Raw genomic sequence first — 24,208 nt, 5'->3', positions numbered from 1 at the left:
GCGGGAAGCCGGCGCGGTGGGGCGCGGCGCGGGGGACCGGCTTGCGGTGGCCTGGGCAGGGCTTCGCGGGCGGACGTGAGCCAAGCGCGCGCGCGTCGCGCGCGGCCGTCCCCTGCGACCCTCCGCCGGCAGCGCGGTCAGCGCGATGCAGCCCTCGGATGGCGCGCTGCGCCCTGGCGGTCGTGAAACGATTCGCAACCGCGCGGCCGGAGCTGTGGCACAAACCGCCCCAATGGCCACGGCGGCGCGCCGCTTCGCGCGACACCAGCCAATGACGGAGACCGCGCATGACACCGTTGCTCGACGCCTTCCCGCGCCGCGCCTTCAAGCTGAAGCCCGGGCGGGGCGCTGCGCGCGGATGGCTGGTCGCCCTGGGCGGGACGCTGCTGTTCGGTGCCTTCATCGCCATGGTCGCGATCGATGTCGTGCCCGCCATCCGCGACGACTTCGCGGTGCGCGACCGCGCCGTGTCGGCGCCGGCGGCGCGCATCGCCGAGGGCCGCTGCCGGTCCCGCCTCTTTCTGTTCCAGAGCTGCAACCTCACCATCGCCTGGACCGACAAGGACGGCGCGCATACGCGCAAGCTCGACTACACCTTCGTCGAGCCGCACATGGGGTCTTGGTCCGCCGTGCCGATGATGGACCCCGCGCGGCCCGGGCTGGTGACCACCGATCTCGGGCTGGATCGGATGTGGAACCGCGTGGCCACGGCGGCGGGGAGCCTGTTCGTCGGGCTGCTCCTGATCGGCGGGCTGCTCGCCTCGGCCTGGAGAGGTCAGGCGAAGGCCGGCGAGGCGAAGGCGCTGGCGGGCCGGGAGCTGGCGGCGGTGCCGGTGCTGTTCCGCGGCTGGGGCCGTGGGCCGAGTTGGATCGTCGCGGACGAGCACGGGCAGGTCTTCGAATGGCCGGTGCGCAAATCCGACAAGCCCCTCGTGATCGACGCGGCGCGGGGCCTGGTGCTGGCGCTGCGGGAGCGCTCCGGCGGGCCGGCCTTCCCGCTCGACGACAAGCTGCGCTTCGTGACGCTGACGCCGGAGGAGCGCGCACGGATCGAGGCGGCGCGCTGGTCGCGCGGCTGAACGGTCAGGCCCGCTTGCGCTTGCGCGCCGGGACCTCGGCGCGCGCGAGCAGCGGAGCCAGGAAGCGCCCCGTATGGCTCTCCGGCGTCGCCGCGATCTCCTCCGGCGTGCCTTCGGCCACCAGGCGCCCGCCGCCCTCGCCGCCCTCGGGGCCGAGGTCGAGCACCCAGTCGGCGGTCTTGATGACCTCGAGGTTGTGCTCGATCACCACCACCGTATTGCCCTGGTCGACCAGCGCGTGCAGCACCTCGAGCAGCTTGCGCACGTCTTCGAAATGCAGGCCGGTGGTGGGCTCATCCAGAATGTAGAGCGTGCGCCCCGTGGCGCGGCGGGACAGTTCCTTCGACAGCTTTATGCGTTGCGCCTCGCCGCCCGACAGCGTGGTCGCCTGCTGGCCGAGATGGATGTAGCCGAGGCCGACATCGCGCAGCACCACCAGCTTGTCTCGGATGGCGGGGACGGCGGAGAAGAACTCCACGCCCTCGTCCACCGTCATGTCGAGCACGTCGGCGATGGACTTGCCGCGGAACTTCACCTCCAGCGTCTCGCGGTTGTAGCGCTTGCCCTTGCAGGTGTCGCAGGTGACGTAGACGTCGGGCAGGAAGTGCATCTCGATCTTGATGAGGCCGTCGCCCTGGCAGGCTTCGCAGCGGCCGCCCTTGACGTTGAAGGAGAAGCGGCCGGCCTTGTAGCCGCGGGCACGGCTGTCGGGCATTTCCGCGAACCAGTCGCGGATGGGGGCAAACAGGCCCGTATAGGTCGCGGGGTTCGATCGCGGCGTGCGCCCGATCGGTGACTGGTCGATGTCGATGATCTTGTCGAGGTGCTCCAGCCCCTCGATGCGATCGTGCGGCGCGGGCACCTCGGCCGCGCCCATCAGGCGGCGCGAGGCGGCTTTGAACAGCGTCTCCACCACCAGCGTGGACTTGCCGCCGCCCGAGACGCCGGTGATGCAGGCGAAGGTTCCGAGCGGGATCGCTGCCGTGAGGTTCTTGAGGTTGTTGCCGGTCGCACCCACCACGCGCAGCTGCTTTTTCCTGTCGATCTTGCGCCGCGTGGCGGGCACCTCGATGCGCCGTGCGCCGGACAGGTATTGGCCGGTCAGGCTGGCGGGGTTGGCCATCACCTCGGCCGGCGTGCCCTGCGCGATGACGCGCCCGCCGCCCTTGCCAGCGGCGGGGCCGATGTCGATCAGGTGGTCTGCCTGGCGGATCGCGTCCTCATCATGCTCGACAACCAGCACGGTGTTGCCGAGGTCGCGCAGGCGCCGCAGCGTGCCGAGCAGGCGTTCGTTGTCGCGCTGGTGCAGGCCGATGGAGGGTTCGTCCAGCACATACAGCACGCCGGTGAGGCCCGAGCCGATCTGCGAGGCGAGACGGATGCGCTGCGATTCGCCACCCGACAGCGTGGCCGACGATCGGCTGAGGCTGAGGTAGTCCAGTCCGACATCGACCAGGAACTGCAGCCGGTCCTCGATCTCGCGCAGGATGCGGCGCGCGATTTCCTGGCGCTGCGGCGTGAGCGTCTCCATGACCGTGCCGAACCAGTCGCGCGCGCGCCGGATCGACAGGTCGCTCACCTCCGCGATGTGCCGGCCCGCGACCTTCACGGACAGCGCCTGCGGCTTCAGGCGAAAGCCGGTGCAGGTGGCGCAGGGCTTGTCGGCCTGGTAGCGGGCCAGGTCCTCGCGCACCCAGGGATTGTCGGTTTCCTTGAAGCGGCGCTCGAGGTTCGGGATGACGCCCTCGAAGGGCTTCTTCACCTCATAGGCGCGCAGCCCGTCCTTGTAGCGCAGCGTCACCACCTCATCGCCGGTGCCGTGCAGGATGGCCTGGCGCGTCGCGGCCGGGATGTCCTGCCAGGCTGTGGTCATGGCGAACTTGAAGTGGCGCGCCAGGCTTTCGAGCGTCTGGGTGTAGTAGGGCGATTGCGCGCCGGTCCAGGGCATGATCGCCCCGTCCTTCAGCGAGACATCGTCCTGCGGCACGACCAGCTGCGCGTCGAAGAAGGTCTCGGTGCCGAGGCCGTCGCAGGCCGGGCAGGCGCCGTGCGGGGAGTTGAAGGAGAAGAGCCGCGGCTCGATTTCCTCGATGCTGAAGCCGCTGACCGGGCAGGCGAATTTCGCGCTGAACACCGTGCGCTCGCCCGTGTCGGCGTTCTCGGCATAGGCGATGCCGTCCGCGAGACCCAGCGCGGTCTCGAAGGAATCGGCCAGGCGCTGCGCCACGCCCTCGCGCACGACGATGCGGTCCACCACGATCTCGATATCGTGCTTCAGCTTCTTGTCGAGCTTCGGCGCCTCGCCGATCTGGTGCAGCGTACCGTTGATCTTCACGCGTTCGAAGCCGCGGCGCTGCCATTCGGCCAGCTCCTTGCGGTATTCGCCCTTCTTGCCGCGCACCACGGGGGCGAGCAGCAGCAGCCGCGTGCCGTCCTCCATGGCCATGACGCGGTCGACCATCTGGGAGACCGTCTGCGCCTCGATCGGCAGCCCGGTCGCGGGCGAATAGGGCACGCCGACGCGCGCCCAGAGCAGGCGCATGTAGTCGTGGATCTCGGTGACCGTGCCCACGGTCGAGCGCGGGTTGTGGCTGGTGGTCTTCTGCTCGATGGAGATGGCGGGGCTGAGGCCCTCGATCGAATCGACGTCGGGCTTCTGCATCAGCTGCAGGAACTGCCGCGCGTAGGCGCTCAGCGACTCGACGTAGCGGCGCTGGCCCTCGGCGTAGATCGTGTCGAAAGCCAGCGACGACTTGCCCGAGCCGGACAGCCCGGTAACCACGGTCAGCGTGTCGCGCGGGATGTCGAGGTCGACATCCTTGAGGTTGTGCTGGCGCGCGCCGCGGATTCGGATATGGCCGGTCATGAGCTGGGGGGACTCCGGGGCAAGGCGCTGCTGGTGTTCTGGGGATGTTCTCACCATATATGCGGCTGCTCCCGCAACCTGCAAAGGGGGCGCAAGGGTGGCCCCGCGCCGCGCGCCGGGCTAGTGTGACAACCGCAAACCAAGGGACTGCGCGGCATGGCGGGTATCAACAAGGTCATCATCCTGGGGCGGCTCGGCCGCGACCCGGAGGTGCGGAACTTCCAGAACGGCGGGAAGGTCGTGAACCTGCGCATCGCAACCAGCGAGCGATACAAGGACCGCGAGGGAAACCAGCAGGAGAGGACGGAGTGGCACTCCGTCGCGATCTTCAACGACCGCCTGGGCGAAGTGGCCGAGAAGTACCTGCGCAAGGGCAGCGAGGTCTACATCGAGGGACAGATCGAGACCCGCAAGTGGCAGGACAAGGACGGCCAGGACCGCTACACGACCGAGATCGTGCTGCGCCAGTATCGTGGCGAGCTGCAGCTGGTGGGCGGGCGCGGCGGCGGCGCCGGCGATGACATGGGCGGTGGCTACCAGGACCGTGCGCCGGCACCGGCCCGCAGCGAGGGCGGCGGCGGGTCCTCGCGGGCGCCCTCGCGCGGTGGCGGCTGGGATTCCAAGAAGACCGACCTCGACGACGAAATCCCGTTCTGACGCGCGCCGCGCGCGGCGGTTGACGCAGACCGCCGCGCGGGGCCTATGGCGCCACGACCCCGCGCGCCGCGGCGCCGCCTGACCCAAGACATCGGATCGAGTTTCCCGCGTGAGCGACTCCACCAGCCCTGAGCAGCCCCCCTTCGACACGCAGCCCGTGGCGCTCGAGGAGGAGATGCGCCGCTCCTACCTCGACTACGCCATGAGCGTGATCGTCGCGCGCGCCCTGCCGGATGCGCGCGACGGGCTGAAGCCGGTGCACCGCCGCATCCTGTTCGCCATGCAGGAGGCCGGCTACACGGCCGACAAGCCGTACCGCAAGTCGGCCCGCGTGGTCGGCGACGTCATGGGCAAGTATCACCCGCACGGCGATGCCTCGATCTACGACGCCATGGTGCGCATGGCGCAGCCCTTCTCGATGCGCGTGCCGCTGATCGACGGGCAGGGGAACTTCGGTTCGGTGGACGGCGATCCGCCGGCGGCGATGCGCTACACCGAGGCGCGCCTCGCGCCCTCGGCCATGGCGCTGCTGGAGGGCATCGACGAGGACACGGTCGACTTCCAGGCGAATTACGACGAGAGCGCGGAGGAACCGCGCGTCCTGCCGGCGGCCTTCCCGAACCTGCTGGTGAACGGCGCCAACGGCATTGCCGTCGGCATGGCGACCAACATCCCGACGCACAACCCGACCGAGATCATCGACGCGACGTTGGCGCTGATCGCCGACAATTCCCTCACGCTGGACGACCTTATGAAGATCGTCCCGGGGCCGGATTTCCCGACCGGCGGCTTGATCCTGGGGCGTTCGGGCATCCGCGCGGCCTTCGAGACGGGGCGCGGCTCCATCCCGCTGCGCGCGCGCGCCGAGATCGAGGAGATGAAGGGCAACCGCCAGTGCATCGCGGTCAGCGAGATCCCCTACCAGGTCAACAAGTCCACGCTACTCGAGAAGATCGCCGAGCTGGTGCGCGCCAAGGCGATCGAGGGCATCTCGGACCTGCGCGATGAATCCGACCGCTCGGGCATGCGCATCGTCATCGAGCTGAAGCGCGATGCGACCGCCGAGGTGGTGCTGAACCAGCTGTACCGCATGACGCAGCTGCAGACGTCGTTTGCGGTGAACTTCCTGGCGTTGGACAATGGCCGGCCCCGGCAGATGGGACTGCGCGACGCGCTGATGGCCTTCATCGCCTTCCGCGAGGAGGTGATCCTGCGCCGGTCGCGCCATCGCCTGGCCAAGGCGCGCGAGCGCGGGCACCTGCTGATCGGCCTGGCCATCGCGGTGGCCAATATCGACGAGGTGATCCGCGTCATCCGCGCCAGCGCGGACGCCGCGACCGCCCGCGCCGCGCTGATGGACCGCGCCTGGCCGGCCGGCGATGTCGGCGCGCTGCTGGCGCTGGTGGACGACTACCGCAACGTCATCACGCCCGAGGGCACGGTGCGGCTGACCGAGGAACAGGCGCGCGGCATCCTCGACCTGCGCCTGCAGCGCCTCACGGGCCTCGAGCGCGACAAGATCACCGGCGAACTCGGCGAGGTGGGCGAGCGCATCCGGGACCTCCTCGACATCCTGGGCAGCCGCGTCCGCCGCATGGAGGTGATGGACGCCGAGCTGCGCGCGGTGCGGGAGAAGATCGCCTCGCCCCGCATGACGCAGATAGTCGATCACGTGGCCGACGTGGACGACGAGAGCCTGATCGAGCCCGGCACCATGGTGGTGACGCTGACGCGCGACGGCTATGTCAAGCGCACGCCGCTCGACACCTTCCGCGCCCAGGGCCGTGGCGGGAAGGGGCGGACCGGGGCGGGCACGCGCGAGGATGATGTCGTCATCCGCTCCTTCGTGGCCCACACCCATCAGCACGTGCTGTTCTTCACCAGCCGCGGCATGGCCTTCCGCGAGAAGGTCTGGCAGCTGCCCGAAGCCGGCCCCGCCGCGCGCGGTCGCTCGCTGCGCCAGGTGCTGTATCTGCAGGAGGGCGAGACGGTGACGGCCGTCCTGCCGCTGCCGCTGGACGAGACCCTGTGGGACGGGCTGCACCTGGTCTTCGCCACCCTGCAGGGAAATGTGCGACGCAACCGGCTGAGCGATTTCCGCAACGTGCGCGCCTCTGGGCTGATCGCCATGAAGCTCGAGGAACGCGACAGCCTGATCGGCGTCGCGACCTGCCGCGAGGGCGACGACGTGATGCTCGCCACGCGTATGGGCCGCTGCATCCGCTTCCAGGCGGAACCGGACACGCTGCGCCTCTTCGCCGGGCGTGATTCGGACGGCGTGCGCGGCATCCGGCTGATGGAGGGCGACAGCGTCATCGCGCTGTCCGTGCTGCGCCATGTCGAGGCGAGCGCCGCCGAGCGCGCCGCTTACCTCAAGGCGGCGGCGGCGAAGCGCCGCGCCGGCGAGGATGAGGCCGAGGCGCCCGCCGCCGCCGATGACGCCGATGAGCCGGTCGTCGAGATCGCGCTGACCCCCGAGCGCTTCGACGAGTTGGCGGAGGCGGAGGAGATCATCCTCGCCGTCACCGATGGCGGTTTCGGCAAGCGCACCTCGGCGCATGAGTATCGCGTGACTGGCCGGGGCGGGCAGGGCGTTGCCGGCATCACGCTGTCCCAGCGGACCGGGCGCGAGGTTGTCGCGACCTTCCCCGTGCGCCCCGGCGACCACCTGATGCTGGTGACGGATGGCGGCCAGCTGATCCGCATCGAGGCCGACGACGTGCGCATCACCGGCCGGCAGGGCATGGGGGTGACGCTGATGCGGCTGTCGGACGGGGAGCGCGTGATCTCCTGCTTCCCCGTGGCGGATGAGGGCGAGGAGGAAGACGCGGTGCAGGGCAATGACTGAGCGCGTCGCGCTGTATCCGGGCACTTTCGACCCGGTCACCAATGGGCATCTCGACATCATCGGCCGCGCGGCGCGGCTGGTGGACCGCCTCGTGGTCGGGGTCGCGATCAACATCGGCAAGGGGCCGCTCTTTGACCTCGAGGAACGGGTCGCGCTGGTGAAGGCCGAGACGGCCGCGATCGCCGCACGCAACGGCACCATCATCGAGGTGCGGCCCTTCGAGGGGCTGCTGGTGCACTACGCGCGCGAGATCGGTGCGCGCATGATCATCCGCGGCCTGCGCGCGGTGGCGGATTTCGACTACGAGTTCCAGATGGTCGGCATGAACCGTCGCCTCGACCAGGAGATCGAGACGGTCTTCCTGATGGCATCGGAGACCAACCAGTTCATCGCCTCCCGCCTGGTCAAGGAGATCGCGAGGCTGGGCGGCGACATCTCGGGCTTCGTGCCCAGGACGACGCTGGAGCGCACGCTCGCGAAGCTGCGCGCAACATCATCTTGAGGGAACACGCACACATGGACCGCAGGACGCTTCTGGGCGCCGCCGCCGCCGCCTTCGGCCTCGTTGCCTGCGCGCCGGACGCGCCGGCGCAGACCACACCCGCCCCGGCGCCGGACCCGGAGAACATCCTGGTGCTGCAGTTGCCCGCGGGCGAGGTGCGGATCCAGCTGCTGCCCGAGCTCGCGCCGCAGCATGTCGAGCGGATCAAGACGCTGACGCGCCGCGGCTTCTATGACAACACGCCCTTCCACCGCGTGATCGAGGGCTTCATGGCGCAGGGCGGCGATCCGACCGGCACCGGTACCGGCGGGTCGCCCCTGCCGGACCTGCCGGCCGAGTTCAGCCCGCCGTCGCGCGCGCGCTTCCTGCGCGGCACGGTGGGTGCTGCGCGCACGCAGAACCCGAACAGCGCGAACAGCCAGTTCTTCATCATGTTCGCGCCGACGCCGAGCCTCGATGGGCAGTACACCATCTGGGGGCGCGTGATCTCCGGCATGGATGCGGTCGACCGCCTGAAGCGCGGTGTGGGCCAGTCCGGCCAGGTGCCCGCGCCCGCCGACCGCATCCGCACCGCGCGCATCGCCGCCGACATCCGCTGAGGACTTCCCGATGACCGAGACCACCGCCGCCGATCCCGAGAACACGCTGATCCTCGAGATCGAGCACGGCACCGTCACCATCGCGCTGCGGCCCGACCTGGCGCCGAAACACGTCGAGCAGATCAAGACACTGGTCCGCCGCCGCTTCTACAACGATGTGCCCTTCCATCGCGTGATCGAGGGCTTCATGGCCCAGGGCGGCGATCCGACCGGCACCGGCACGGGCGGGTCCGACCTGCCCGATATCCCGGCCGAGTTCAGCCCGCCCGGTGTCGCGCGCTTCCAGCGCGGCACCTGCGGCATGGCGCGCACCTCGGACCCGAACAGCGCGAACAGCCAGTTCTTCATCATGTTCGCCCCGGCCTCTAGCCTCGATGGGCAGTACACCATCTGGGGGCAGGTCACCGCGGGCATGGAAGCGATCGACAAGATCAAGCGCGGTGCCGGCATGTCCGGCATGGTGCAGGGCCCGGACAAGATCCGCGCGATACGGGTGGCCGCCGACGCGGCGTGAGGCTATCACCCCGGCGCCATCACGACCCGGCGCCGGGTCCGGCGTGCCCGTAGCTCAGCCGGTAGAGCACGTGACTTTTAATCATGGGGTCCCGGGTTCGAGTCCCGGCGGGCACACCATTTCCCTTCACGGCACCCCGCGGCGCCGCCGGCCGGCCGCGTCCTAGGCGCAGTCCGGCCGGCGCCTCGCCTCAGTGCTCGTCGTGCTTCGGCGCCGCCGAGAGGAGCGCCAGCACGGCGTGCAGGATCCGTACCGACCCGGCATCGCCGCGCTCATGTGCGTCGGCGAGTGCCTCGGCCACCGCCGAGGTCGCCGCTTCGATCGGATGGGCTGCCTTTGCGGCGCACCCCTCTGTTGCGCGCGATGCATTCGCGGCGCGATGGACTCTCAACATTTCTCTGACCCCAATAATTGCCTGACCCAACAATCACGAGAGAATGCGCATCCCGTGACTGTGGACAACAAAGAAATCACCGGTCCTTGTAAGGCTCACGGCCTATTCACGGTGCCATGACGCGCCTTTGCGCCGCCGGTCGGGAGCGACTTCTCCAACGAAATCAGGGCGCAATTGAGTAATCGACGATACGACCATGGGTTGCATTCGGTGTCATGATGCCGCGCGACTCGCTCGGCTCTCGCCACATGCCGCAGCAGGGCGCTAGCCTGTCGCACACGCACGCACCCAGGATTCCGCCGGCACGATGACAGGCCGTCCCTCCCGCCAGGCCTGGTTGATCGTGGGCGGCGGCTTCATCGCCTTCACCGTCAGCGCCAGCCTGATGCACGCCTACACCGTGTTCCTGCTGGCCTTCATCGAGGATTTCGGCTGGTCCCGCGCGGATGCCAGCCTCGCCTATTCGGTCGGGCAGATCATTGGCGGCGTGTCGTCGCCCCTCGTGGGCGGGTTGGTGGATCGGCTGGGTGCGCGGCGCATGGTGCTGCTGGGCGGTTGCCTTCTGACCGCGGGGCTGCTCGGCTCCTCGCAGGCGACCACGTTGTGGCAGGTGGTGCTGCTCTATGGCGTGGTGATGACGCTGGGGGCGAACTGTATCGGCCTCGTGGTCTTTGTGCCGCTGGTCTCGCGGCTCTTTGTCGCGCAGCGCGGGCTTGCGATCTCGCTGCTGCAATCGGCGAACGGCTTCGGGCGCGCCATCTCGGCGCCGATCGCGCAATGGCTGGTGGACGAGGCCGGCTGGCGCCAGGCCTACCTGATGCAGGCCGGGCTGATGGCGCTCTTGGTGATCCCGCTGGGGGCGATGTTCCGCGGCGCGGAGGCCGCCATTCCGGCCGGCGCCGGCGGCGCGGCGCAGGCTGTGGACGGGCGCGCGTGGACGCTGGCCGAGGCCGCGCGCACGCGCCATTTCTGGCTGCTGTTCCTGGTCTACATGCTGACCAGCATCGGCAGCTTCCTGGTTTCGCTGCACCAGCTGGCCTTCGCGGTGGGACAGGGGTTCGAACCGCTCTACGCCGCCTTCGTGCTGGGCATGGGCAGTCTGCTGGCGCTGCCGGGGGTGATCCTCACCGGCACCGTCTCCGACTACATCGGGCGCGAGCGGGCGGCGATCCTGGCCTATGGCATCTCGATCGTCGGCGTCGCGGCGGCGCTGCGGATCGAAGGTGCCGACCAGCACCTGATGCTGTGGCTGCACGCCTGCTTCTTCGGCATCACCTGGGGCGCGCGCGGGCCGGCCATTACGGCGAAAACGGCGGACCTGTTCGGTGGGCCACGGCTCGGCACCATCCTTGGCGTCATCACGGTGGGATCGGGGCTGGGCGCCGGGATCGGCGCCTGGGGGGCGGGGCTGCTGTTCGACCTGACGGGCACCTATCGGCCGGCCTTCGTGCTGTCGATCCTGGCCTATTCGGCCGGCGCGGTGGCGTTCTGGGCGCTGCGGCGGCCGGTCGCGCGGTGACGCGCGCGAGCTCCCGTCGCGCGGTGACGCGCGCGAACTCCCGTCGTGCGGTCACGCGCGCGAACTCCCGTCGTGCGGTGACGCGCGCAACGTGCCGTCATGCGTCGGCGCGTGCAGGGCATGGCATGCGTTGACCGGGCGGACGCGGCGCGACAGGCTGTGTTCGTGAGACGTCCAAGCCGGCAACGATGATCGAGACGCGCCAGGATGCGCTGCGCAGGCTCTGGCTCGGCATCTTCTTCATGTGCGTGGCGACCACCGCCTTTCCGATCATGAACGGAATCGTGCAGGTGCTCAGCCGCACCTACCCGTCGGAGCAGATCATCTGGGCGCGCACCGCGGGGCATCTGCTCGTGGTGCTGCTGCTCGTGGTGCCGCGCTACGGGTTCGAGGTGCTGGCGACGCGCCGGCCCGGGGCGCAGATCTCGCGATCGCTGCTGCTGCTCGGTTCGACCACGCTGTTTTTCTTCGCGGTGAAGCACGTGCCGCTGGCGAAGGCGGCGTCGATCTCCTTCATGACGCCGTTCTTCGTCACGCTGCTGGCCGTGCCGATGCTGGGCGAGCGGATCGACGCGAAGCGGCTGGCGGCCGTGCTGGTTGGCTTCTGCGGGGTCCTGGTGGTGATCCGGCCGGGCAGCGAGGTGTTCCAGGCGGCCTCGCTGCTGATCGTGGGGTCGGCCTTCTGCTACGCGGTCTACCAGGTGTTCACGCGCAAGGTCGCGGGGATCGACCGGCCCGAGACCTCGGTGATGTATTCCGCGCTGATCGGCACGGTGGTGATGAGCTGCGTCGTCCCCTTCGTCTGGACCACGCCGCATAACGCGACCGACCTCGCGCTGCACCTGGCACTCGGCCTCCTCGGCGCGGGCGGGCATTGGTGCGTGGCGAAGGCCATGACCTATGGCCAGGCGAGCGTGATCTCGCCCTTCCAGTACTGGCAGATGATCGGATCGGTGCTGGTGGGCTACCTGGTCTCGGGCATGTTCCCCGATGCCTTCACCTGGGTCGGTGCCGGCATCATCGTGGCCTGCGGGATCACCCTGGCAGTGGCGGAGAGCCGGCGCCGCTGACCCCCTGGACAGGGCCTGCGCCACGCCGGACGATGCGCCAAGGGCAAGGGAACGCAGCATGGCGCGACGCAGCAAGATCGTCGGTGGTTTCGACGCGGCGGTGGCGGACATTCCCGATGGCGCGACCATCGCCTTCGGCGGCTTCGCCCTGCCGGGATCGCCCTTCAACCTGATCGCCGCGCTGCTGCGCCAGGGTGCGAAGCGGCTGACCTGCATCGGCAACACCACCGGCGGTGCGCACAAGCCGCGCAACCCGGATATCGGCATGCTGGTGGAGAACGGCCAGGTCGCGAAGGTGATCTGTTCCTTCACCGCCGCGCCGCGCGCCTCCGACCAGCTGCCCTTCACGCCCTTCTACGAGCGCGGCGAGGTCGATGCCGAGATCGTCCCGCAGGGTACGCTGGCCGAGCGCCTGCGCGCCGCCGGTGCCGGCATTCCCGCCTTTTACACCCCGACCGCCGTGGGCACCGAGCTCGCTGAGGGGCGCGAGACGCGCATCATCAACAGCCGCGAGGTGCTGCTGGAATACGCGCTGCCCGCCGATGTCGCGCTGCTGCGCGCGCACCAGGCGGACGAGGCCGGCAACCTCCGCTTCCGCCGTGCCCAGCGCAATTTCGGCCCGCTGATGGCGACGGCCGCGAAGCTGGTGATCGTCGAGGTCGAGGAGCCGATCCTGCCCGCCGGTGCGATCGACCCGGACGACGTGCATACGCCGGGCATCTACGTGCATCGCCTGGTGCAGATCCCGCCCGACGGATCCTGGCCCAGCCGCAAGGAGGCCACGCCATGAGCTGGACGCGCCCGCAGATGGCCGAGCGCCTCGCGCGCGAATTGCAGGATGGCTGGATCGTCAACCTCGGCGTCGGCATGCCGACGCTGATCTGCGACGTGCCGCTGGGCGACCGTGAGGTGATCTTCCACGCCGAGAACGGCGTGATCGGCTTCGGCCCCGTCGCGCCGCCCGGGCAGGAGGATGTGAACCTGGTGGATGCCAGCCGGCGCCACATCACGCTCAATCCGGGGGCCGCCATCGTGCACCACGCCGACAGCTTCGCGCTGATCCGCGGCGGGCGGATCGACGTGACGGTGCTGGGCTCCTACGAGGCGGCGGCGAATGGCGACTTCGCCAACTGGAAGGTGAAGGGGGCCAAGGGCGGCGTGATCGGCGGGGCGATGGACCTCGCCGCCTGCGCGAAGCGCGTCTTCCTGATGATGGAGCACCGCATGCGCGGCGGCACACCGCGCCTGCTTGCGCGCTGCACCCTGCCCATCACGGCGCGCGGCGTGGTGACGCTGGTGGTGACCGAGCTCGGCCTGTTTTCACCGACCGGCGAGAGCTTCAAGGTGCATGATCTGGCCCCTGGCGTTGGCCTGGACCAGGTCCGCGCCGCGACCGCCTGTCCCGTCACGGAGTGACACGCATGTATATCGACTACTACGCCTCGCTGAACTCGCCCTGGACGCATCTGGGGGGGGCGCGGATCGAGGCGCTTGCCGCGCAGCATGGCGCGAGCCTGCGCATCTTCCCGGTGGATTTCGGCACCATCTTCGCCAATTCCGGCGGGCTGCCGTTGCCGAAGCGGTCACCGCAGCGCCAAGCCTATCGGCTGCAGGAACTCGCGCGCTGGCGTGATGCACTCGGCATTCCCATCACCATCCAGCCGAAGTATTTCCCGCACAACGAACTGCCCGGCTGCGGCTGCGTCATCGCGCTGCGCGAGACCATGGGCGATGCGCCGGCGATCCGCCTCGCGCACCGCATCCTGAAGGCGCTGTGGGAGGAGGAGAAGAACCCCGCCGACCCCGGCACGCTGGCGGCCCTGATCGCCGAATGCGGGCTGGATGCGCCGGCGGTGATGGCGCTCGGCGCCGAGCCACGCTGGCAGGAGCGGCGCCTGGCGGATACGCAGGCGGCGCTGGATCGCGGCGTATTCGGCGCGCCATGCTATGTGATCGGCGAGGACATCTTCTGGGGCCAGGACCGGCTCGACTTCGTCGCACGGCGACTGGCGCGCGGCTGAGGCGCGTCGCATCATCGCGGGGCACCGGAAGGGGATCCCGCGATGACCGACCTGCCTGCCCTGCGCCGCACGGCGCTCGACTGGATCGGCGCCAACGGCGCGCGGATGTCCGCCTTCAACGAGCGCATCTGGCACTTAGCCGAACCCGCCTGGCGCGAATACCGATCCGCCCGCGCCTATGTGGAATTCCTGCGCGCCGAGGGCTTCGAGGTGGAGGAAGGCTCGGGCGGCATGCCGACCGCCTTCGTGGGGCGCTGGGGCTCCGGCGGGCCGCTGCTGGCCTCCTTCTCGGAATACGATGCGGTGCCGGGCAACTGCCAGGCGGTGGTGCCGCGGTGCGAACCGCGCGCGGGGATGCACCCCTATGCGGCGGGGCATACCGACCCGCATTCCTCGCTCGGCACAGCGGCGCTGACCGCGGTACTGGCGGCCAAGGCGGCGCTGCAATCCTCCGGCACGCCGGGGCGCTTGGCGCTGTTCGGCGAGCCGGCGGAGAAGGTCTGCGGGTCGAAGCCCGTGCATGCGGCGAAGGGCTACTACGACGGGCTCGATGCGGCCGTGGTCTACCACCCGCACCTGCAGAACACGGTCACCGCCGAGACGCAGTTTGGCGCCTATTGGTCGGCCGTCATCACCTTCACCTGCGACAGCCCCGAGACCTGGATCGACAAGTCGCTGCTGCCGATCCGCGATGTCGGCCACGCTGCGGCCCGCGCGCCGGGCGCGACCGACGCGCTATGCCTGATGTACACGACGACGAAGTACACCAAGGAGGCGATGTTCCCCCACGCCGGCGCCTGGACGCTGAACGAGTGCATCCTGCATGGCGGGGACGCGACCTCGGACAACCTCGCGCCGCGTTTCACGCAGATCCAGTACTCGTGGCGCACGCCGTCCCTGCCCATGGCGCAGCAGATTGCGAACGTGCTGATGGCGAATGCGCGCAGCGCTGCGGCCGCCACCGCCTGCACCGCGCATCTGCGCTGGGTGACCAAGACGCGCGTGGGGCTTGCGAACACCGTGCTGACCGATGCGACCTGGGCGAACCTGCTGGAGGTCGGCCCGCCCTCCTATGACGAGGCGGCCAAGGCTTTCGCGCGGGAGATCCAGACGAATCTGGGTCTTGCGCCGATGGAGGATCCGTTCTCGCCGGCCAACACGAAGCTGACGCCGCCCTCGGAATTCGAGGCCGGCATGCGCCACTTCCTGCCGCCCTGGCAGTGGCACCTGTCGGCCGACGACTACGTGGAGTTCTGCTGGCACTGCCCGACCGTGCGGCTGCTGACCGCGCGGCCGCGGCTGCGCGCACCCGATGCGAACACCGACTACCCCATGTGGTCCTACAACGCGCTGGGCGGCCTGCCGGCGGCGATCGACCCGGGTATGTTCGTGGCGGCGAGGACCATGGCGCTGACGCTGGTCGACCTCGCCGCGAAGCCCGGCCTGCTCGAGGCCGCGCAGGCCGAATGGCGCGAGCGCACCGGCGGCGGCATGGGCGGGTCGAAATGGGTCGCGCCGCTGTTGCCGCCGGACTTCGCCGCGCCGGTCGACCTGAAATGGCCGGAGTACGTGACCACCGCGCGTGGCGCGGAATGGTGCGTGCCCACGCCGGCCGATGGGCTCGGCGCCGGCGAGCGGCTGTAGGTCACCCCGCGGCCGCGCGCCCCGCCGCGCGGCCGGTCGCGAAGCAGGCCTGGAGCAGGTAGCCGCCGGTCGGCGCTTCCCAGTCCAGCATCTCGCCGCAGGCGAAGATGCCTGGATGGCGGCGGAGCATCAGCCTCTCGTCCAGTTCCGACCAGGCGATGCCGCCGGCCGAGGAGATGGCCCGCGCGATGGGGAAGGGCGCTGTCAGCGTGACTGGCAGCGCCTTGACCAGCGCGGCGAGGTCGTCACGCGGCGCGCCGGCGTGCAGCGCTTCCTGCACCAGCGCGATGGCGACTGGCGCAAGCCCGCCGGTGCGGCGCAGATGGTTGGACAGCGTGACGGCGGCCGGGCGCGTGCCGAGGCGCCGCGCCAGCGCATCGCGGTCGATGTCGGGGCGCAGGTCGATGTGCAATGTCGCGCTGCCCTCCGCGGCAATGGCCTCGCGCAGCGGTGCCGACAGCGCATAGACGGCGCCGCCCTCGATGCCCTGCACGGTGATCATCGCCTCGCCGCGCGTGCCGGCATCGCCGAAGCGCAGCGCGATGCGCTTGAGCGGCGTCCCGGCGAAGCGCGTGCGGAGATGTTCGGACCAGGCGACCGCGAAGCCCATGTTGGCCGGGCGCAGCGGCGCGATCGCGACATCGGGCAGCAGCGCGGTCCATCCGCCATCGGAGCCAAGGCGCGGCCAGGAGGCGCCGCCCAGCGCCAGCACGCAGGCGTCCGGGCGTTCCAGCCGCTCGCCCTCGGGGGCGGCGAAGCGCAGCGCGCCGTCGGGGCCGAAGCCCACCCACCGATGCCGCGTCCGCAGCACCACGCCTTGCGCGGCAAGGCGCGCCAGCCAGGCGCGCAACAGCGGCGAGGCCTTCATCGCGTGCGGGAAGACGCGCCCGGAACTGCCCACGAAGGTCGGCTGGCCGAGCGCCTCGCACCAGGCGATCAGCGCCTCGGGCGGGAAGGCGCGGATGAAGGGCGCGATGCGGTCGCGCGCCGGGCCGTAGCGGTCGAGAAAGCGCTCCAGCGGCTCGGAATGCGTGAGGTTCAGCCCGCCCCGCCCGGCGATCAGGAGCTTGCGCGCGGGCGAGGGCATGTGGTCCAGCACCGTGACGGCCGCACCCGCTTCCGCCGCCGCCTCCGCTGCCATCAGCCCGGCGGGGCCGGCGCCGATGACGAGAACCTGGCGGGTCAGGCGGCGCTCCGTTCCAGCAATTCGATCGACACGTTCTCGGGCCCGCGCAGGAAGGCGATGCGCACGCCGGGGCGGATGGTGGTGGGTTCCATGGTGAAGGCCACGCCCTTGGCCTTCAGCTCCGCGACGATGGCGTCGATGCCGGTCACCGCCAGGCCGATGTGCTCGAGGCCGCGATAGGGTGCCGAGGGCGCATCGCCGGTCGTCGGCTCGTTGATCGGCGAGACGAAGATCGGCTGGCCACCCAAGTTGAAGTCGATGCGCTGCGGGCTGCGCGTCAGCGTCACGCCGAAGACGCGCTCGTAGAAGGCGGCGGTCGCCTCCGGGTCCGGGCTGCGCAGGTGGATGTGGTCGAAGGTGAAGCGGGCCATGGGCGTGTCCTTGTCAGATGGCGCTGGTGCTGCGCAGCGCGGCGCGTGCCGCCTCGTCGTAGCCGAGCTCGGCCAGGATCGCATCGGTGTCGGCGCCGAGCGGGCGCGGCGGCGCATCGACGCGCGGCCCGCCATGGGCCAGGCCGAAGGCGGCGACGGGCACCGCGAAGGGGCCGGGCACGCCCTCGGCCGCCTCGAAGCGGTGCACCAGGCCGCGCGCGGCGAGGTGCGGGTCGGCCAGCGCCTCGTCCATGCGGCGCACGCGCGCGGCGGGGACGTGGCGGGACTGCAGGAAGGCCTCCCAGTCATCGGCGGTGCGGGTCGCCATGATCTCGCGCAGCGCCGCGGCCTCGCGGTCGCGGTCCGCCACCCGGTCCTCGTTGCGCGCCTTCGCCATCTCCGGCCGGCCGAGAGCCGCCCAGAGTCGCTTCTGCTGGCGCAGGTTGGACGCACCCAGCATCACCATCCCGTCCTTCGTCGGATAGGCGGAATTGGTCGCGTACTCGTGGTCATTGCCGCGCGGGCGCGCGGGGCGCCCCGTGCGCGAATGGGCTGTGACGTGCGAGGCCATCATCATCATCGCGACATCGAGCATCGCGAGGTCAATGCGCTGCCCGCGCCCGGTGCGTTCGCGCTGGAACAGCGCGGCCGACAGCGCGAAGGCGCCCATGGTGCCGGTCGCGTAGTCGATCGCCGGCGCGCCGAGCTTGAGCGGGTTCACCTGTTCCGTGCCGGTGCAGGCCATGATGCCCGACGTCGCCTGGATGACGTGGTCATAGGCCGTCTGCCCGCCGCGCGGCCCGCCCTGACCGAAGGCGGAGATCGAACAGTAGATCAACCGCGGGTTCAGCGCCGACAGTGCCTCGTAGCCGAGGCCCAGGGCCTCGAAGGCGCCGGGGCGGTAGTTCTCCACCAGCACGTCGGCCTGCGCGACCAGGCGCTTGAAGACCTCGCGCGCCGCCGCCTGCTTCAGGTCGAGCGTCAAGGACCGCTTGTTCGATCCCTGGGTCAGGAAATACGTCCCCATGCCAGCGCGGTTGAGGTCCCAGTCCGGGCCGGAGCCGCGGCTCTGGTCGGGATCGTCGGGATGCTCGACCTTAATAACGTCGGCGCCGAGGACGCCGAGCTGGTAGGCCGCGAAGGGGCCTGCCAGTACATGCGTGGCGTCGATGATGCGGATACCCTCGAATGGTCGCTGCATCAGCCGAGTCCCACGTTGTTGCGACGGATCAGCCTGCCCCACCGTTCGCGCTCGCGCGTGATGTAGTCGCCGAACTGCGCGGGGGTCATGGGCTGCGCGGTGGCACCCTCGGTCTCGAGCCGCGCGCGGAAGGGCGCCTCGCCGAGGAGGCGGTTGCAGGCCTCGTTCAGCCGCGCGACCAGCGGCGCCGGCGTGCCGGGAGGTGCCACGATGCCGTACCATTGCTGCACGTCGAAGCCGGCCAGCCCCTGTTCCGCGATGGTGGGAATGTCGTGCGCCGAGGGCAGCCTTTCGAGCGAGGCGATGCCCAGCGCACGCAACTGACCCGCGCGCACCGGAGGCAGCGCCGGCGGACCGCCCGTCATGGTCAGGTTGATCGTGCCCGAGATCAGGTCGGTCATCATCGGCCCGGTGCCGCGATAGGGTACGTGGGTCATCTCCGTGCCGGTCTCCTCCATGAAGGCGACCATGGCGATATGCGCCGCACTCCCGTTGCCGCCGCTGCCATAGGTGAGACGCCCGGGATCGCGCTTGGCCAGCGCGACCAGCGAGCGCACGTCGCTCGCCTCCAGTCGGTTCGTCACCACCAGGAAATTCGCGATATTCGCCACCAGCGCGACCGGGACGAAGCCAGCGATGTCGAAGGTGAGATTGCGGTACAGCGCGGGGTTGGCCGCGAGCGTGCCGATATGGCCCATCATCAGCGTGTGGCCGTCCGGCGCGCTGCGGAAGACCTGCTCCGAGCCCAGAGTTCCACCTGCGCCGGGGCGGTTCTCGATGACGAAGGGCTGGCCGAAGATCTCGGCCAGGCGCTGGCCCATCGCGCGGGCGAGGATGTCGGTGGACCCGCCCGGGGTGAAGGGCACCACCAGGCGCACCGGGCGGTCGGGCCAGGGCACCTGCGCGCGCGGCGCGGCAAGGGGCAGCAGCGTGGCGCCGGCGATGGCGGCGCGGCGGGTGATGCGCGTCATGGCATTCCCTCGATCAGCACGCCCTCGCGGCGCAGCGCATCGATCTCATCGGGCGTGAGCCCAGCGTCGGCGAGCACCGCCGCGCCATCCGCACCGAGGCGCGGCGCTGGCGGGCGCGGCGGTGCGTTGCCACCGGAGAAGCGGTTCGGCGCGCCGATCGCCCAGGTCGCACCCTCGGTCGGGTGGTCTTCCTCGCGCACCATGCCGACGGCGCGCAGGTGCGGGTCGTCGATCAGTGAGGACAGCGTGTTGTAGGGCGAGGCGGGGACGTCCATGCGGTCGAAGATCTCCAGCCACTCCGCGGTGGTGCGGCTGCCGAGCGACGTCGCCCGGATGTGGAAGTATTCCTTCGTGTGCTGCACGCGCTGCGCCACTTTCGCGAAGCGCGGATCGGTCTTGAGCTCCGGCCGGCCGATCGCGTCGAAGAAGGCATGCGCCTGCGCGTCCGTATTGGCCGAGATGCAGATGAAGCCGTCCTTGGTGGGCAGCGGCTTGCCGTCGGGGCTCAGCACGCGGTGGTCGCCGGGCGGGCCGAGCGGCGGGCGGAAGGAGGCGGCGCCGAGATGCTCCTGCATGATGTAGGCGGCCATGTTCTCGAACATCGGCACCTCGATCGCCTCGCCGGTGCCGGTCTTCTCGCGGCGGTAGAGCGCAAAGCCGATCAGCTGCGCGGCGATCAGCCCGACCGTGTGGTCGGCGACCAGGAAGGGCACGTAGCGCGGCTCGCCGGTCGAAGCGGCGAAGGCGCCCGCGACACCCGAGGCACCCTGGATGACGGTGTCGTAGGCGGCGCGCCCGGCATAGGGCCCGCCGCTGCCGAAGCCGGTGATGGAGCAGTGGATCAGCCGCGGTGCCGCGGCGCGCAGCGCATCGGCATCGACACCGAGGCGCTGCTGCGCATCCGGGCGGATGTTGGTCACGAAGACATCGACCGTCGCCGCGAGCCGCCGCAGCGCGGCAATGCCCGCCGGCTGCTTCAGGTCGATCGCGATCGACTTCTTGCCGCGGTTGAAATTGAGGAACTTGCCGTTCATCCCGGGGCTGCGCCCCTTGCCGGCCAGGTGGCGCAGGAGGTCGCCGGTCGGCGCCTCGACCTTGATGACCTCGGCACCCTGTTCACACAGGACATGCGTGCAGATCGGCCCGACCACCACGGCCGAGAGGTCCAGCACACGCACGCCGTCGAGAGGTCCCGCCATCAGCCGATCCTCGCCTCGATGCGCAGTGCCACGGCGCCGGTCTCGTCCTCCGCCCAGAGCGTGCTGCGACCCTCCGCGTCGGGCACGGTGCCGCAGAGCGTCGCGGCGTGGCCGCAGAACAGCGGCTTCAGTGTGCGTGCGCTCGTCTCCAGCACCTGCGCGCCCGGTTGGCGGCGCAGCGCGGCTTCAAGCAGGAACAGCGTTGTCACGCCGCCATTCACCACCAGCGCCGGGTAGCCCTCGGTGTCGCGCGCGTAGTCCGCGTCGTAGTGGATGCGATGGCCGTTGAAGGCCAATGCGGAGTAGCGGAACAGCATGACGGGATCGGGCGCGAAGGCGTCGCGCCAGGCGGTCTGCGGTGCCGGCGCGGGCTTCTCCGCCTTGGGTTCCGGCGCGTTGCGCTTCGCCTCGAGGTAGGCGATGTCCTGTTCCTCGACCGCCACCACGTCATTGCCGCGCGTGATGCTGTGGCGCAGCGTCACGAAGATCAGCGCCCCGCTGCGCCCGACCTTCGGCGTGATGGCGGCGATCATCGTCTCGCGCGCCAGCGCGTCGCCGACCCGCGGCGCGGCGGAATAGGTCAGGCGCCGGCCGCCCAGCATGCGCCGCGGCAGCGGCACGGGCGGCAGGAAGTCGCCCTTGGCCGGGTGGCCATCGGGGCCGAGGGCGGCCTGTGGCGCGGCATCGTCGAACAGCATGCAGAGCCAGTGGGGCGGCACTGGCGCGCCATGCGCCAGCGCGACGCCGTCGCGGTCGGTCAGCGCGGCCATGCGGCGCACCAGCGGCGCGGCCATCTCGTCGCTGACCGTGCGCGTGCGCCCGACCCAGGACTGCAGGTCGCCCGTCATGGGAAGCCGTAGAGCCGCGCGGGGTTGTCCACCAGCACGCGCCGCAGCGCCGCGGCATCGGCGAAGTCGGGCAGCAGGTCCACCAGGTCGGCCTCGTCCGGTTCCCAGCGCACATTCGGATGCGGCCAGTCGGTGCCCCAGAGCGTGCGGTCGGGCGCCGCCTCGATCAGCTTCCGCGCGAAGGGCACCGCATCGCGGAAGGGCGGGCCGGCGGCGGAGATGCGTTCGGCCCCCGACACCTTCACCCACCAGTTCGGTTCGCGCAGCAGTTCGAGCAAGATGCGGAAGGCGGGGTGGTCCGTGCCCTCGGGTACCGGCACGCGTCCCATGTGGTCTACCACCACGGGCAGGCGCAGGCTCCGCAGAAGGGCTTCCTGCGCGAGGATGCTGGCGGCATCGAGATGCAGCACCAGGTGCCAGCCCATGGCCGCGATGCGGTCCGCCGTGCGGCGCAGGAAGGCGATGTCAGGCAGGCCGCCCAGATGCGGCAGGAAGCCGAAGCGCACGCCGCGCACGCCGCCATCGTGCAGCGCCTGGTAGTCGCGGTCGCCGAAGCCCTCGTCCACCAGCGCCACGCCGCGCCAGGCGCCGCCGCTGGCCGCGATGCCGTCCAGCATGGCGCGGTTGTCGGACTTGTAGACGGTGGTCTGGACGATGACGGCGCGCTCGACACCCAACCGGCGATGCAGCGCGACCAGATCCTCGCGCGTGCGCTCGGGCGGCGTGTAGGGCGCGCCCTTCGCTACCGGGTAACGGTCGAAGGGCCCCCAGATGTGCACATGCGTGTCGCAGGTGCCGGGCGGCAGGACGAAGGTGGGGCGGCGGTCGGAAGCCATGGGCGGTCAGCCTTGCGGGAAGTCGTAGAGGCGCGCCGGCGTGTCCGTCAGGATCTTCCGCCGCAGCACGGGATCGGTCGTCCAGTCGAGGAACACCCGCAGCAGCCGCGCCGCATCCGGCCGCCCGCCATCGGGGCGCGGATGCGGCCAGTCGGTGCCCCAGACCAGCGCATCGGGATTGGCTGCGACCAGCGCGTCGTGGAAGGGCTTAGCCTCGAGGTAGTCCGGCGCCGTTGCTCCCAGGCGATATGTGCCCGAGAGCTTGGTCATGTAGCGGCCCTCGGCCACGCCGCGGACCAGCGCCTGGAAGCCGGGGTCGTTGGTGCCGTGGCTGTGGTGCATGCGGCCCATGTGGTCCGCCACGATGGGCACGGGCAGCCTGGCGAGGCGCGGTTCGAGCTCCGGCAGGTGCCGCGCGTCGATCCAGAGCTGCAGGTGCCAGCCGAGCTCGGCCATCACGGGCATGAGCGGTTCGATCTCGCTGAGCCGCACCCCGCCATGATAGGCGGCGACGCCGTCGCGCCGGTATTCGTTGGCGCGCAGGCCACGGATGCCGTCGCGATGCATCGCGCGCAGCGTGTCCGCCGTCGCCTCGCTGCCCACCACGGCCACGCCGCGCAGCCGGTCCGGCGCGCGGCGCAGCGCATCCAGCGTGCAGGCATTGTCGCGGTCATAGGCGGAGGGCTGCACGATCACGCCGCGGTCAAGCTGCAGGCGGTCGAGCAAGGCGAGGTAGTCCTCGAGCGTCTCGTCCTCTGGCGTGTAGGATCGCGGCTCGGCATACGGAAAGCGCGCGGCGGGGCCGAAGATGTGGCAGTGGCAGTCGGTCGCGCCCGAGGGTGTCTCGCGCGGCGTCATTGCGCGGTGATCCCCGCGGAGCGCACCACCTCGCGCGACCGGCGCAGGTCGTCGCGGATGAAGGCGGCGAAGCCCTCGGGGGTGGCGAGCGCGCCGGACGCCGTCTCGCCGCCCATTGCTTCCATGCGACGCTGGAAATCCGGTTCGGCGACGATGGCCGTCATCGCCTCGCCCAGCTTGCGCAGCGCCTCCGACGGCGTGCCGGCCGTCGCGATGAGGCCGACATAGGAGGCGGCGGTGAAGCCGGCGATACCCTGCTCGATCATGGTCGGCACCTCCGGCACCGCTGCCAGCCGTGTGGTCGAGGCCACCGCCAGGATGCGCCCCTTGCTGTCGCGGTGCAGCGGCAGCGCGGTCGAGAATTCGGTAAACAGCAGCGGGATGTTGCCGGCGATGAAATCCGGCAGCGCGGCGCCGCCGCCGCGATAGGGCACGTGCAGGATGCGCGCGCCGGAGGCGAGCTTGAAGGCCTCCAGCGAGAGATGCGTGGCGCTCGCGACCCCGGCGGTGCCCGCCCCCAGCGCATCGGGCTGCGCGCGGGATGCGGCGACGACATCGGCCAGGCTGCGATAGGGCGCGCCCTGCTGCACCATCAGGCAATGCGGCACCTGCATGGCCATGGCGACGGGCGCGAAGTCGCGCTCGGCATCGTAGGGCAGGCGGGCCTGCACCGCGGGGTTCACGCTGAGCGGGCCGTTCGATCCGATCAGCAGGGTGTAGCCATCCGGGCGAACCCGCGCGACCTCCGCCGCGCCGACCGCGCCGCCGGCGCCGGGCCGGTTCTCGACCACCACCGGCTGGCCGAGCTTCTCCTGCAGGCGCGGCTGGAGGATGCGGGCGATGGTGTCGGCATTGCCGCCGGCTGCGAAGGGCACTACCACGCGGATCGGCCGGTCGGGCCAGGTGGCCTGCGCCCGCGCCGCGGGCGCGGCAAGCAGGGTGGCGGCGGCAAGCGCATGCCGGCGGCTGACCATCGGATGGTTCTCCGTGTGCTTCCTGGACGCGCCACCTATCGCACGTCGCGC

At 70.6% G+C, this 24,208-nt stretch carries 22 protein-coding genes and 1 tRNA gene; 13 read left to right on the top strand and 10 right to left on the bottom strand.

Annotated elements, in window-relative coordinates; all coding sequences use genetic code 11:
* Positions 1 to 287 precede the first annotated feature (287 nt).
* Positions 288 to 1,079, top strand: a complete 792-nt coding sequence (locus HW578_RS00940; RefSeq protein WP_198368615.1) for a hypothetical protein — start codon at positions 288 to 290, stop codon at positions 1,077 to 1,079.
* Positions 1,080 to 1,083: 4 nt separating this feature from the next.
* Here HW578_RS00940 and uvrA read toward each other — a convergent pair whose 3' ends face one another.
* Positions 1,084 to 3,945 (bottom strand): excinuclease ABC subunit UvrA, encoded by a 2,862-nt coding sequence (uvrA, locus tag HW578_RS00935; RefSeq protein WP_198368613.1) that lies wholly within the window; start codon positions 3,943 to 3,945, stop codon positions 1,084 to 1,086.
* A 156-nt stretch (positions 3,946 to 4,101) separates the two neighbouring features.
* Between uvrA and ssb the strand changes: the two genes are divergently transcribed.
* From ssb to HW578_RS00875, 12 genes are all read left to right on the top strand, one after another.
* On the top strand, positions 4,102 to 4,602 hold the full coding sequence (ssb, locus tag HW578_RS00930) for a single-stranded DNA-binding protein (protein ID WP_198368611.1): 501 nt from the start codon (positions 4,102 to 4,104) through the stop codon (positions 4,600 to 4,602).
* A 109-nt stretch (positions 4,603 to 4,711) separates the two neighbouring features.
* Positions 4,712 to 7,450 carry a DNA gyrase subunit A gene (gene gyrA / locus HW578_RS00925; RefSeq protein WP_369407782.1) on the top strand — a complete coding sequence of 913 codons (2,739 nt, stop codon included), beginning with the start codon at positions 4,712 to 4,714 and terminating at the stop codon, positions 7,448 to 7,450.
* Entirely contained in the window at positions 7,443 to 7,952 is a 510-nt protein-coding gene (coaD, locus tag HW578_RS00920; protein ID WP_198368610.1) for a pantetheine-phosphate adenylyltransferase, read from the top strand. Before gyrA ends, coaD begins: the two co-directional genes overlap by 8 nt.
* A gap of 14 nt (positions 7,953 to 7,966) precedes the next feature.
* The gene (locus tag HW578_RS00915; RefSeq protein ID WP_198368608.1) at positions 7,967 to 8,551 is read left to right on the top strand and encodes a peptidylprolyl isomerase; all 585 of its coding nucleotides are present in this window, start codon (positions 7,967 to 7,969) and stop codon (positions 8,549 to 8,551) included.
* Positions 8,552 to 8,561: 10 nt separating this feature from the next.
* Positions 8,562 to 9,065 (top strand): peptidylprolyl isomerase, encoded by a 504-nt coding sequence (locus HW578_RS00910; protein WP_198368606.1) that lies wholly within the window; start codon positions 8,562 to 8,564, stop codon positions 9,063 to 9,065.
* Between the two features lie 43 nt (positions 9,066 to 9,108).
* Positions 9,109 to 9,184 (top strand) — tRNA-Lys (locus HW578_RS00905).
* A 582-nt stretch (positions 9,185 to 9,766) separates the two neighbouring features.
* The gene (locus HW578_RS00900; protein ID WP_198368605.1) at positions 9,767 to 10,978 is read left to right on the top strand and encodes an MFS transporter; all 1,212 of its coding nucleotides are present in this window, start codon (positions 9,767 to 9,769) and stop codon (positions 10,976 to 10,978) included.
* 188 nt (positions 10,979 to 11,166) lie between these two features.
* Entirely contained in the window at positions 11,167 to 12,048 is an 882-nt protein-coding gene (locus tag HW578_RS00895; RefSeq protein ID WP_198368604.1) for a DMT family transporter, read from the top strand.
* A gap of 58 nt (positions 12,049 to 12,106) precedes the next feature.
* Positions 12,107 to 12,838 carry a CoA transferase subunit A gene (locus HW578_RS00890; protein WP_198368603.1) on the top strand — a complete coding sequence of 244 codons (732 nt, stop codon included), beginning with the start codon at positions 12,107 to 12,109 and terminating at the stop codon, positions 12,836 to 12,838.
* Positions 12,835 to 13,464, top strand: a complete 630-nt coding sequence (locus HW578_RS00885; protein ID WP_198368602.1) for a 3-oxoacid CoA-transferase subunit B — start codon at positions 12,835 to 12,837, stop codon at positions 13,462 to 13,464. The genes HW578_RS00890 and HW578_RS00885 overlap by 4 nt, the downstream gene beginning before the upstream one ends.
* A gap of 5 nt (positions 13,465 to 13,469) precedes the next feature.
* On the top strand, positions 13,470 to 14,069 hold the full coding sequence (locus tag HW578_RS00880) for a 2-hydroxychromene-2-carboxylate isomerase (RefSeq protein WP_198368601.1): 600 nt from the start codon (positions 13,470 to 13,472) through the stop codon (positions 14,067 to 14,069).
* A gap of 42 nt (positions 14,070 to 14,111) precedes the next feature.
* Entirely contained in the window at positions 14,112 to 15,713 is a 1,602-nt protein-coding gene (locus HW578_RS00875) for a zinc-binding metallopeptidase family protein (protein ID WP_198368600.1), read from the top strand.
* A gap of 1 nt (position 15,714) precedes the next feature.
* Here HW578_RS00875 and HW578_RS00870 read toward each other — a convergent pair whose 3' ends face one another.
* From HW578_RS00870 to HW578_RS00830, 9 genes are read right to left on the bottom strand one after another with little or no spacing between them, the layout of a single operon-like run.
* The gene (locus HW578_RS00870; RefSeq protein ID WP_408906240.1) at positions 15,715 to 16,920 is read right to left on the bottom strand and encodes a TIGR03862 family flavoprotein; all 1,206 of its coding nucleotides are present in this window, start codon (positions 16,918 to 16,920) and stop codon (positions 15,715 to 15,717) included.
* Positions 16,896 to 17,270 (bottom strand): VOC family protein, encoded by a 375-nt coding sequence (locus HW578_RS00865; protein WP_198368598.1) that lies wholly within the window; start codon positions 17,268 to 17,270, stop codon positions 16,896 to 16,898. The genes HW578_RS00870 and HW578_RS00865 overlap by 25 nt, the downstream gene beginning before the upstream one ends.
* Positions 17,271 to 17,283: 13 nt before the next feature.
* Positions 17,284 to 18,471, bottom strand: a complete 1,188-nt coding sequence (locus HW578_RS00860) for a CaiB/BaiF CoA transferase family protein (protein WP_198368597.1) — start codon at positions 18,469 to 18,471, stop codon at positions 17,284 to 17,286.
* The gene (locus HW578_RS00855; RefSeq protein WP_232478403.1) at positions 18,471 to 19,442 is read right to left on the bottom strand and encodes a Bug family tripartite tricarboxylate transporter substrate binding protein; all 972 of its coding nucleotides are present in this window, start codon (positions 19,440 to 19,442) and stop codon (positions 18,471 to 18,473) included. The genes HW578_RS00860 and HW578_RS00855 overlap by 1 nt, the downstream gene beginning before the upstream one ends.
* Positions 19,439 to 20,641 carry a CaiB/BaiF CoA transferase family protein gene (locus HW578_RS00850; RefSeq protein ID WP_198368596.1) on the bottom strand — a complete coding sequence of 401 codons (1,203 nt, stop codon included), beginning with the start codon at positions 20,639 to 20,641 and terminating at the stop codon, positions 19,439 to 19,441. Before HW578_RS00850 ends, HW578_RS00855 begins: the two co-directional genes overlap by 4 nt.
* Complete coding sequence (locus HW578_RS00845; RefSeq protein WP_198368595.1) at positions 20,641 to 21,489, bottom strand: FAS1-like dehydratase domain-containing protein; 849 nt, start codon at positions 21,487 to 21,489, stop codon at positions 20,641 to 20,643. The genes HW578_RS00850 and HW578_RS00845 overlap by 1 nt, the downstream gene beginning before the upstream one ends.
* Positions 21,486 to 22,325 (bottom strand): amidohydrolase family protein, encoded by an 840-nt coding sequence (locus tag HW578_RS00840; RefSeq protein ID WP_198368594.1) that lies wholly within the window; start codon positions 22,323 to 22,325, stop codon positions 21,486 to 21,488. Before HW578_RS00840 ends, HW578_RS00845 begins: the two co-directional genes overlap by 4 nt.
* A 6-nt stretch (positions 22,326 to 22,331) precedes the next feature.
* Positions 22,332 to 23,183: an amidohydrolase family protein gene (locus HW578_RS00835; RefSeq protein WP_198368593.1), complete on the bottom strand. Its 852-nt coding sequence runs from the start codon at positions 23,181 to 23,183 to the stop codon at positions 22,332 to 22,334.
* Entirely contained in the window at positions 23,180 to 24,157 is a 978-nt protein-coding gene (locus tag HW578_RS00830) for a Bug family tripartite tricarboxylate transporter substrate binding protein (protein WP_198368592.1), read from the bottom strand. The genes HW578_RS00835 and HW578_RS00830 overlap by 4 nt, the downstream gene beginning before the upstream one ends.
* Positions 24,158 to 24,208: the final 51 nt, after the last annotated feature.

Source organism: Roseomonas rosulenta, from assembly GCF_016106005.1.
GTDB classification, from domain to species: domain Bacteria; phylum Pseudomonadota; class Alphaproteobacteria; order Acetobacterales; family Acetobacteraceae; genus Neoroseomonas; species Neoroseomonas rosulenta.
Note: the sequence above shows the minus strand (reverse complement) of the source record. Positions and strands in the feature narration are given on the sequence as shown.

What these genes read in the sequence shown, in the direction of transcription:
- HW578_RS00885 (WP_198368602.1), top strand. Translation starts at nt 12,835, where the DNA reads ATGAGCTGGACGCGCCCGCAGATGGCCGAGCGCCTCGCGCGCGAATTG.
- HW578_RS00900 (WP_198368605.1), top strand. Translation starts at nt 9,767, where the DNA reads ATGACAGGCCGTCCCTCCCGCCAGGCCTGGTTGATCGTGGGCGGCGGC.
- HW578_RS00860 (WP_198368597.1), bottom strand. Translation starts at nt 18,471, where the DNA reads ATGCAGCGACCATTCGAGGGTATCCGCATCATCGACGCCACGCATGTA.
- HW578_RS00855 (WP_232478403.1), bottom strand. Translation starts at nt 19,442, where the DNA reads ATGACGCGCATCACCCGCCGCGCCGCCATCGCCGGCGCCACGCTGCTG.
- HW578_RS00940 (WP_198368615.1), top strand. Translation starts at nt 288, where the DNA reads ATGACACCGTTGCTCGACGCCTTCCCGCGCCGCGCCTTCAAGCTGAAG.
- HW578_RS00890 (WP_198368603.1), top strand. Translation starts at nt 12,107, where the DNA reads ATGGCGCGACGCAGCAAGATCGTCGGTGGTTTCGACGCGGCGGTGGCG.
- HW578_RS00915 (WP_198368608.1), top strand. Translation starts at nt 7,967, where the DNA reads ATGGACCGCAGGACGCTTCTGGGCGCCGCCGCCGCCGCCTTCGGCCTC.
- HW578_RS00830 (WP_198368592.1), bottom strand. Translation starts at nt 24,157, where the DNA reads ATGGTCAGCCGCCGGCATGCGCTTGCCGCCGCCACCCTGCTTGCCGCG.
- HW578_RS00895 (WP_198368604.1), top strand. Translation starts at nt 11,167, where the DNA reads ATGATCGAGACGCGCCAGGATGCGCTGCGCAGGCTCTGGCTCGGCATC.
- coaD (WP_198368610.1), top strand. Translation starts at nt 7,443, where the DNA reads ATGACTGAGCGCGTCGCGCTGTATCCGGGCACTTTCGACCCGGTCACC.
- uvrA (WP_198368613.1), bottom strand. Translation starts at nt 3,945, where the DNA reads ATGACCGGCCATATCCGAATCCGCGGCGCGCGCCAGCACAACCTCAAG.
- HW578_RS00850 (WP_198368596.1), bottom strand. Translation starts at nt 20,641, where the DNA reads ATGGCGGGACCTCTCGACGGCGTGCGTGTGCTGGACCTCTCGGCCGTG.
- HW578_RS00910 (WP_198368606.1), top strand. Translation starts at nt 8,562, where the DNA reads ATGACCGAGACCACCGCCGCCGATCCCGAGAACACGCTGATCCTCGAG.
- HW578_RS00840 (WP_198368594.1), bottom strand. Translation starts at nt 22,325, where the DNA reads ATGGCTTCCGACCGCCGCCCCACCTTCGTCCTGCCGCCCGGCACCTGC.
- HW578_RS00880 (WP_198368601.1), top strand. Translation starts at nt 13,470, where the DNA reads ATGTATATCGACTACTACGCCTCGCTGAACTCGCCCTGGACGCATCTG.
- HW578_RS00845 (WP_198368595.1), bottom strand. Translation starts at nt 21,489, where the DNA reads ATGACGGGCGACCTGCAGTCCTGGGTCGGGCGCACGCGCACGGTCAGC.
- HW578_RS00875 (WP_198368600.1), top strand. Translation starts at nt 14,112, where the DNA reads ATGACCGACCTGCCTGCCCTGCGCCGCACGGCGCTCGACTGGATCGGC.
- HW578_RS00865 (WP_198368598.1), bottom strand. Translation starts at nt 17,270, where the DNA reads ATGGCCCGCTTCACCTTCGACCACATCCACCTGCGCAGCCCGGACCCG.
- ssb (WP_198368611.1), top strand. Translation starts at nt 4,102, where the DNA reads ATGGCGGGTATCAACAAGGTCATCATCCTGGGGCGGCTCGGCCGCGAC.
- HW578_RS00835 (WP_198368593.1), bottom strand. Translation starts at nt 23,183, where the DNA reads ATGACGCCGCGCGAGACACCCTCGGGCGCGACCGACTGCCACTGCCAC.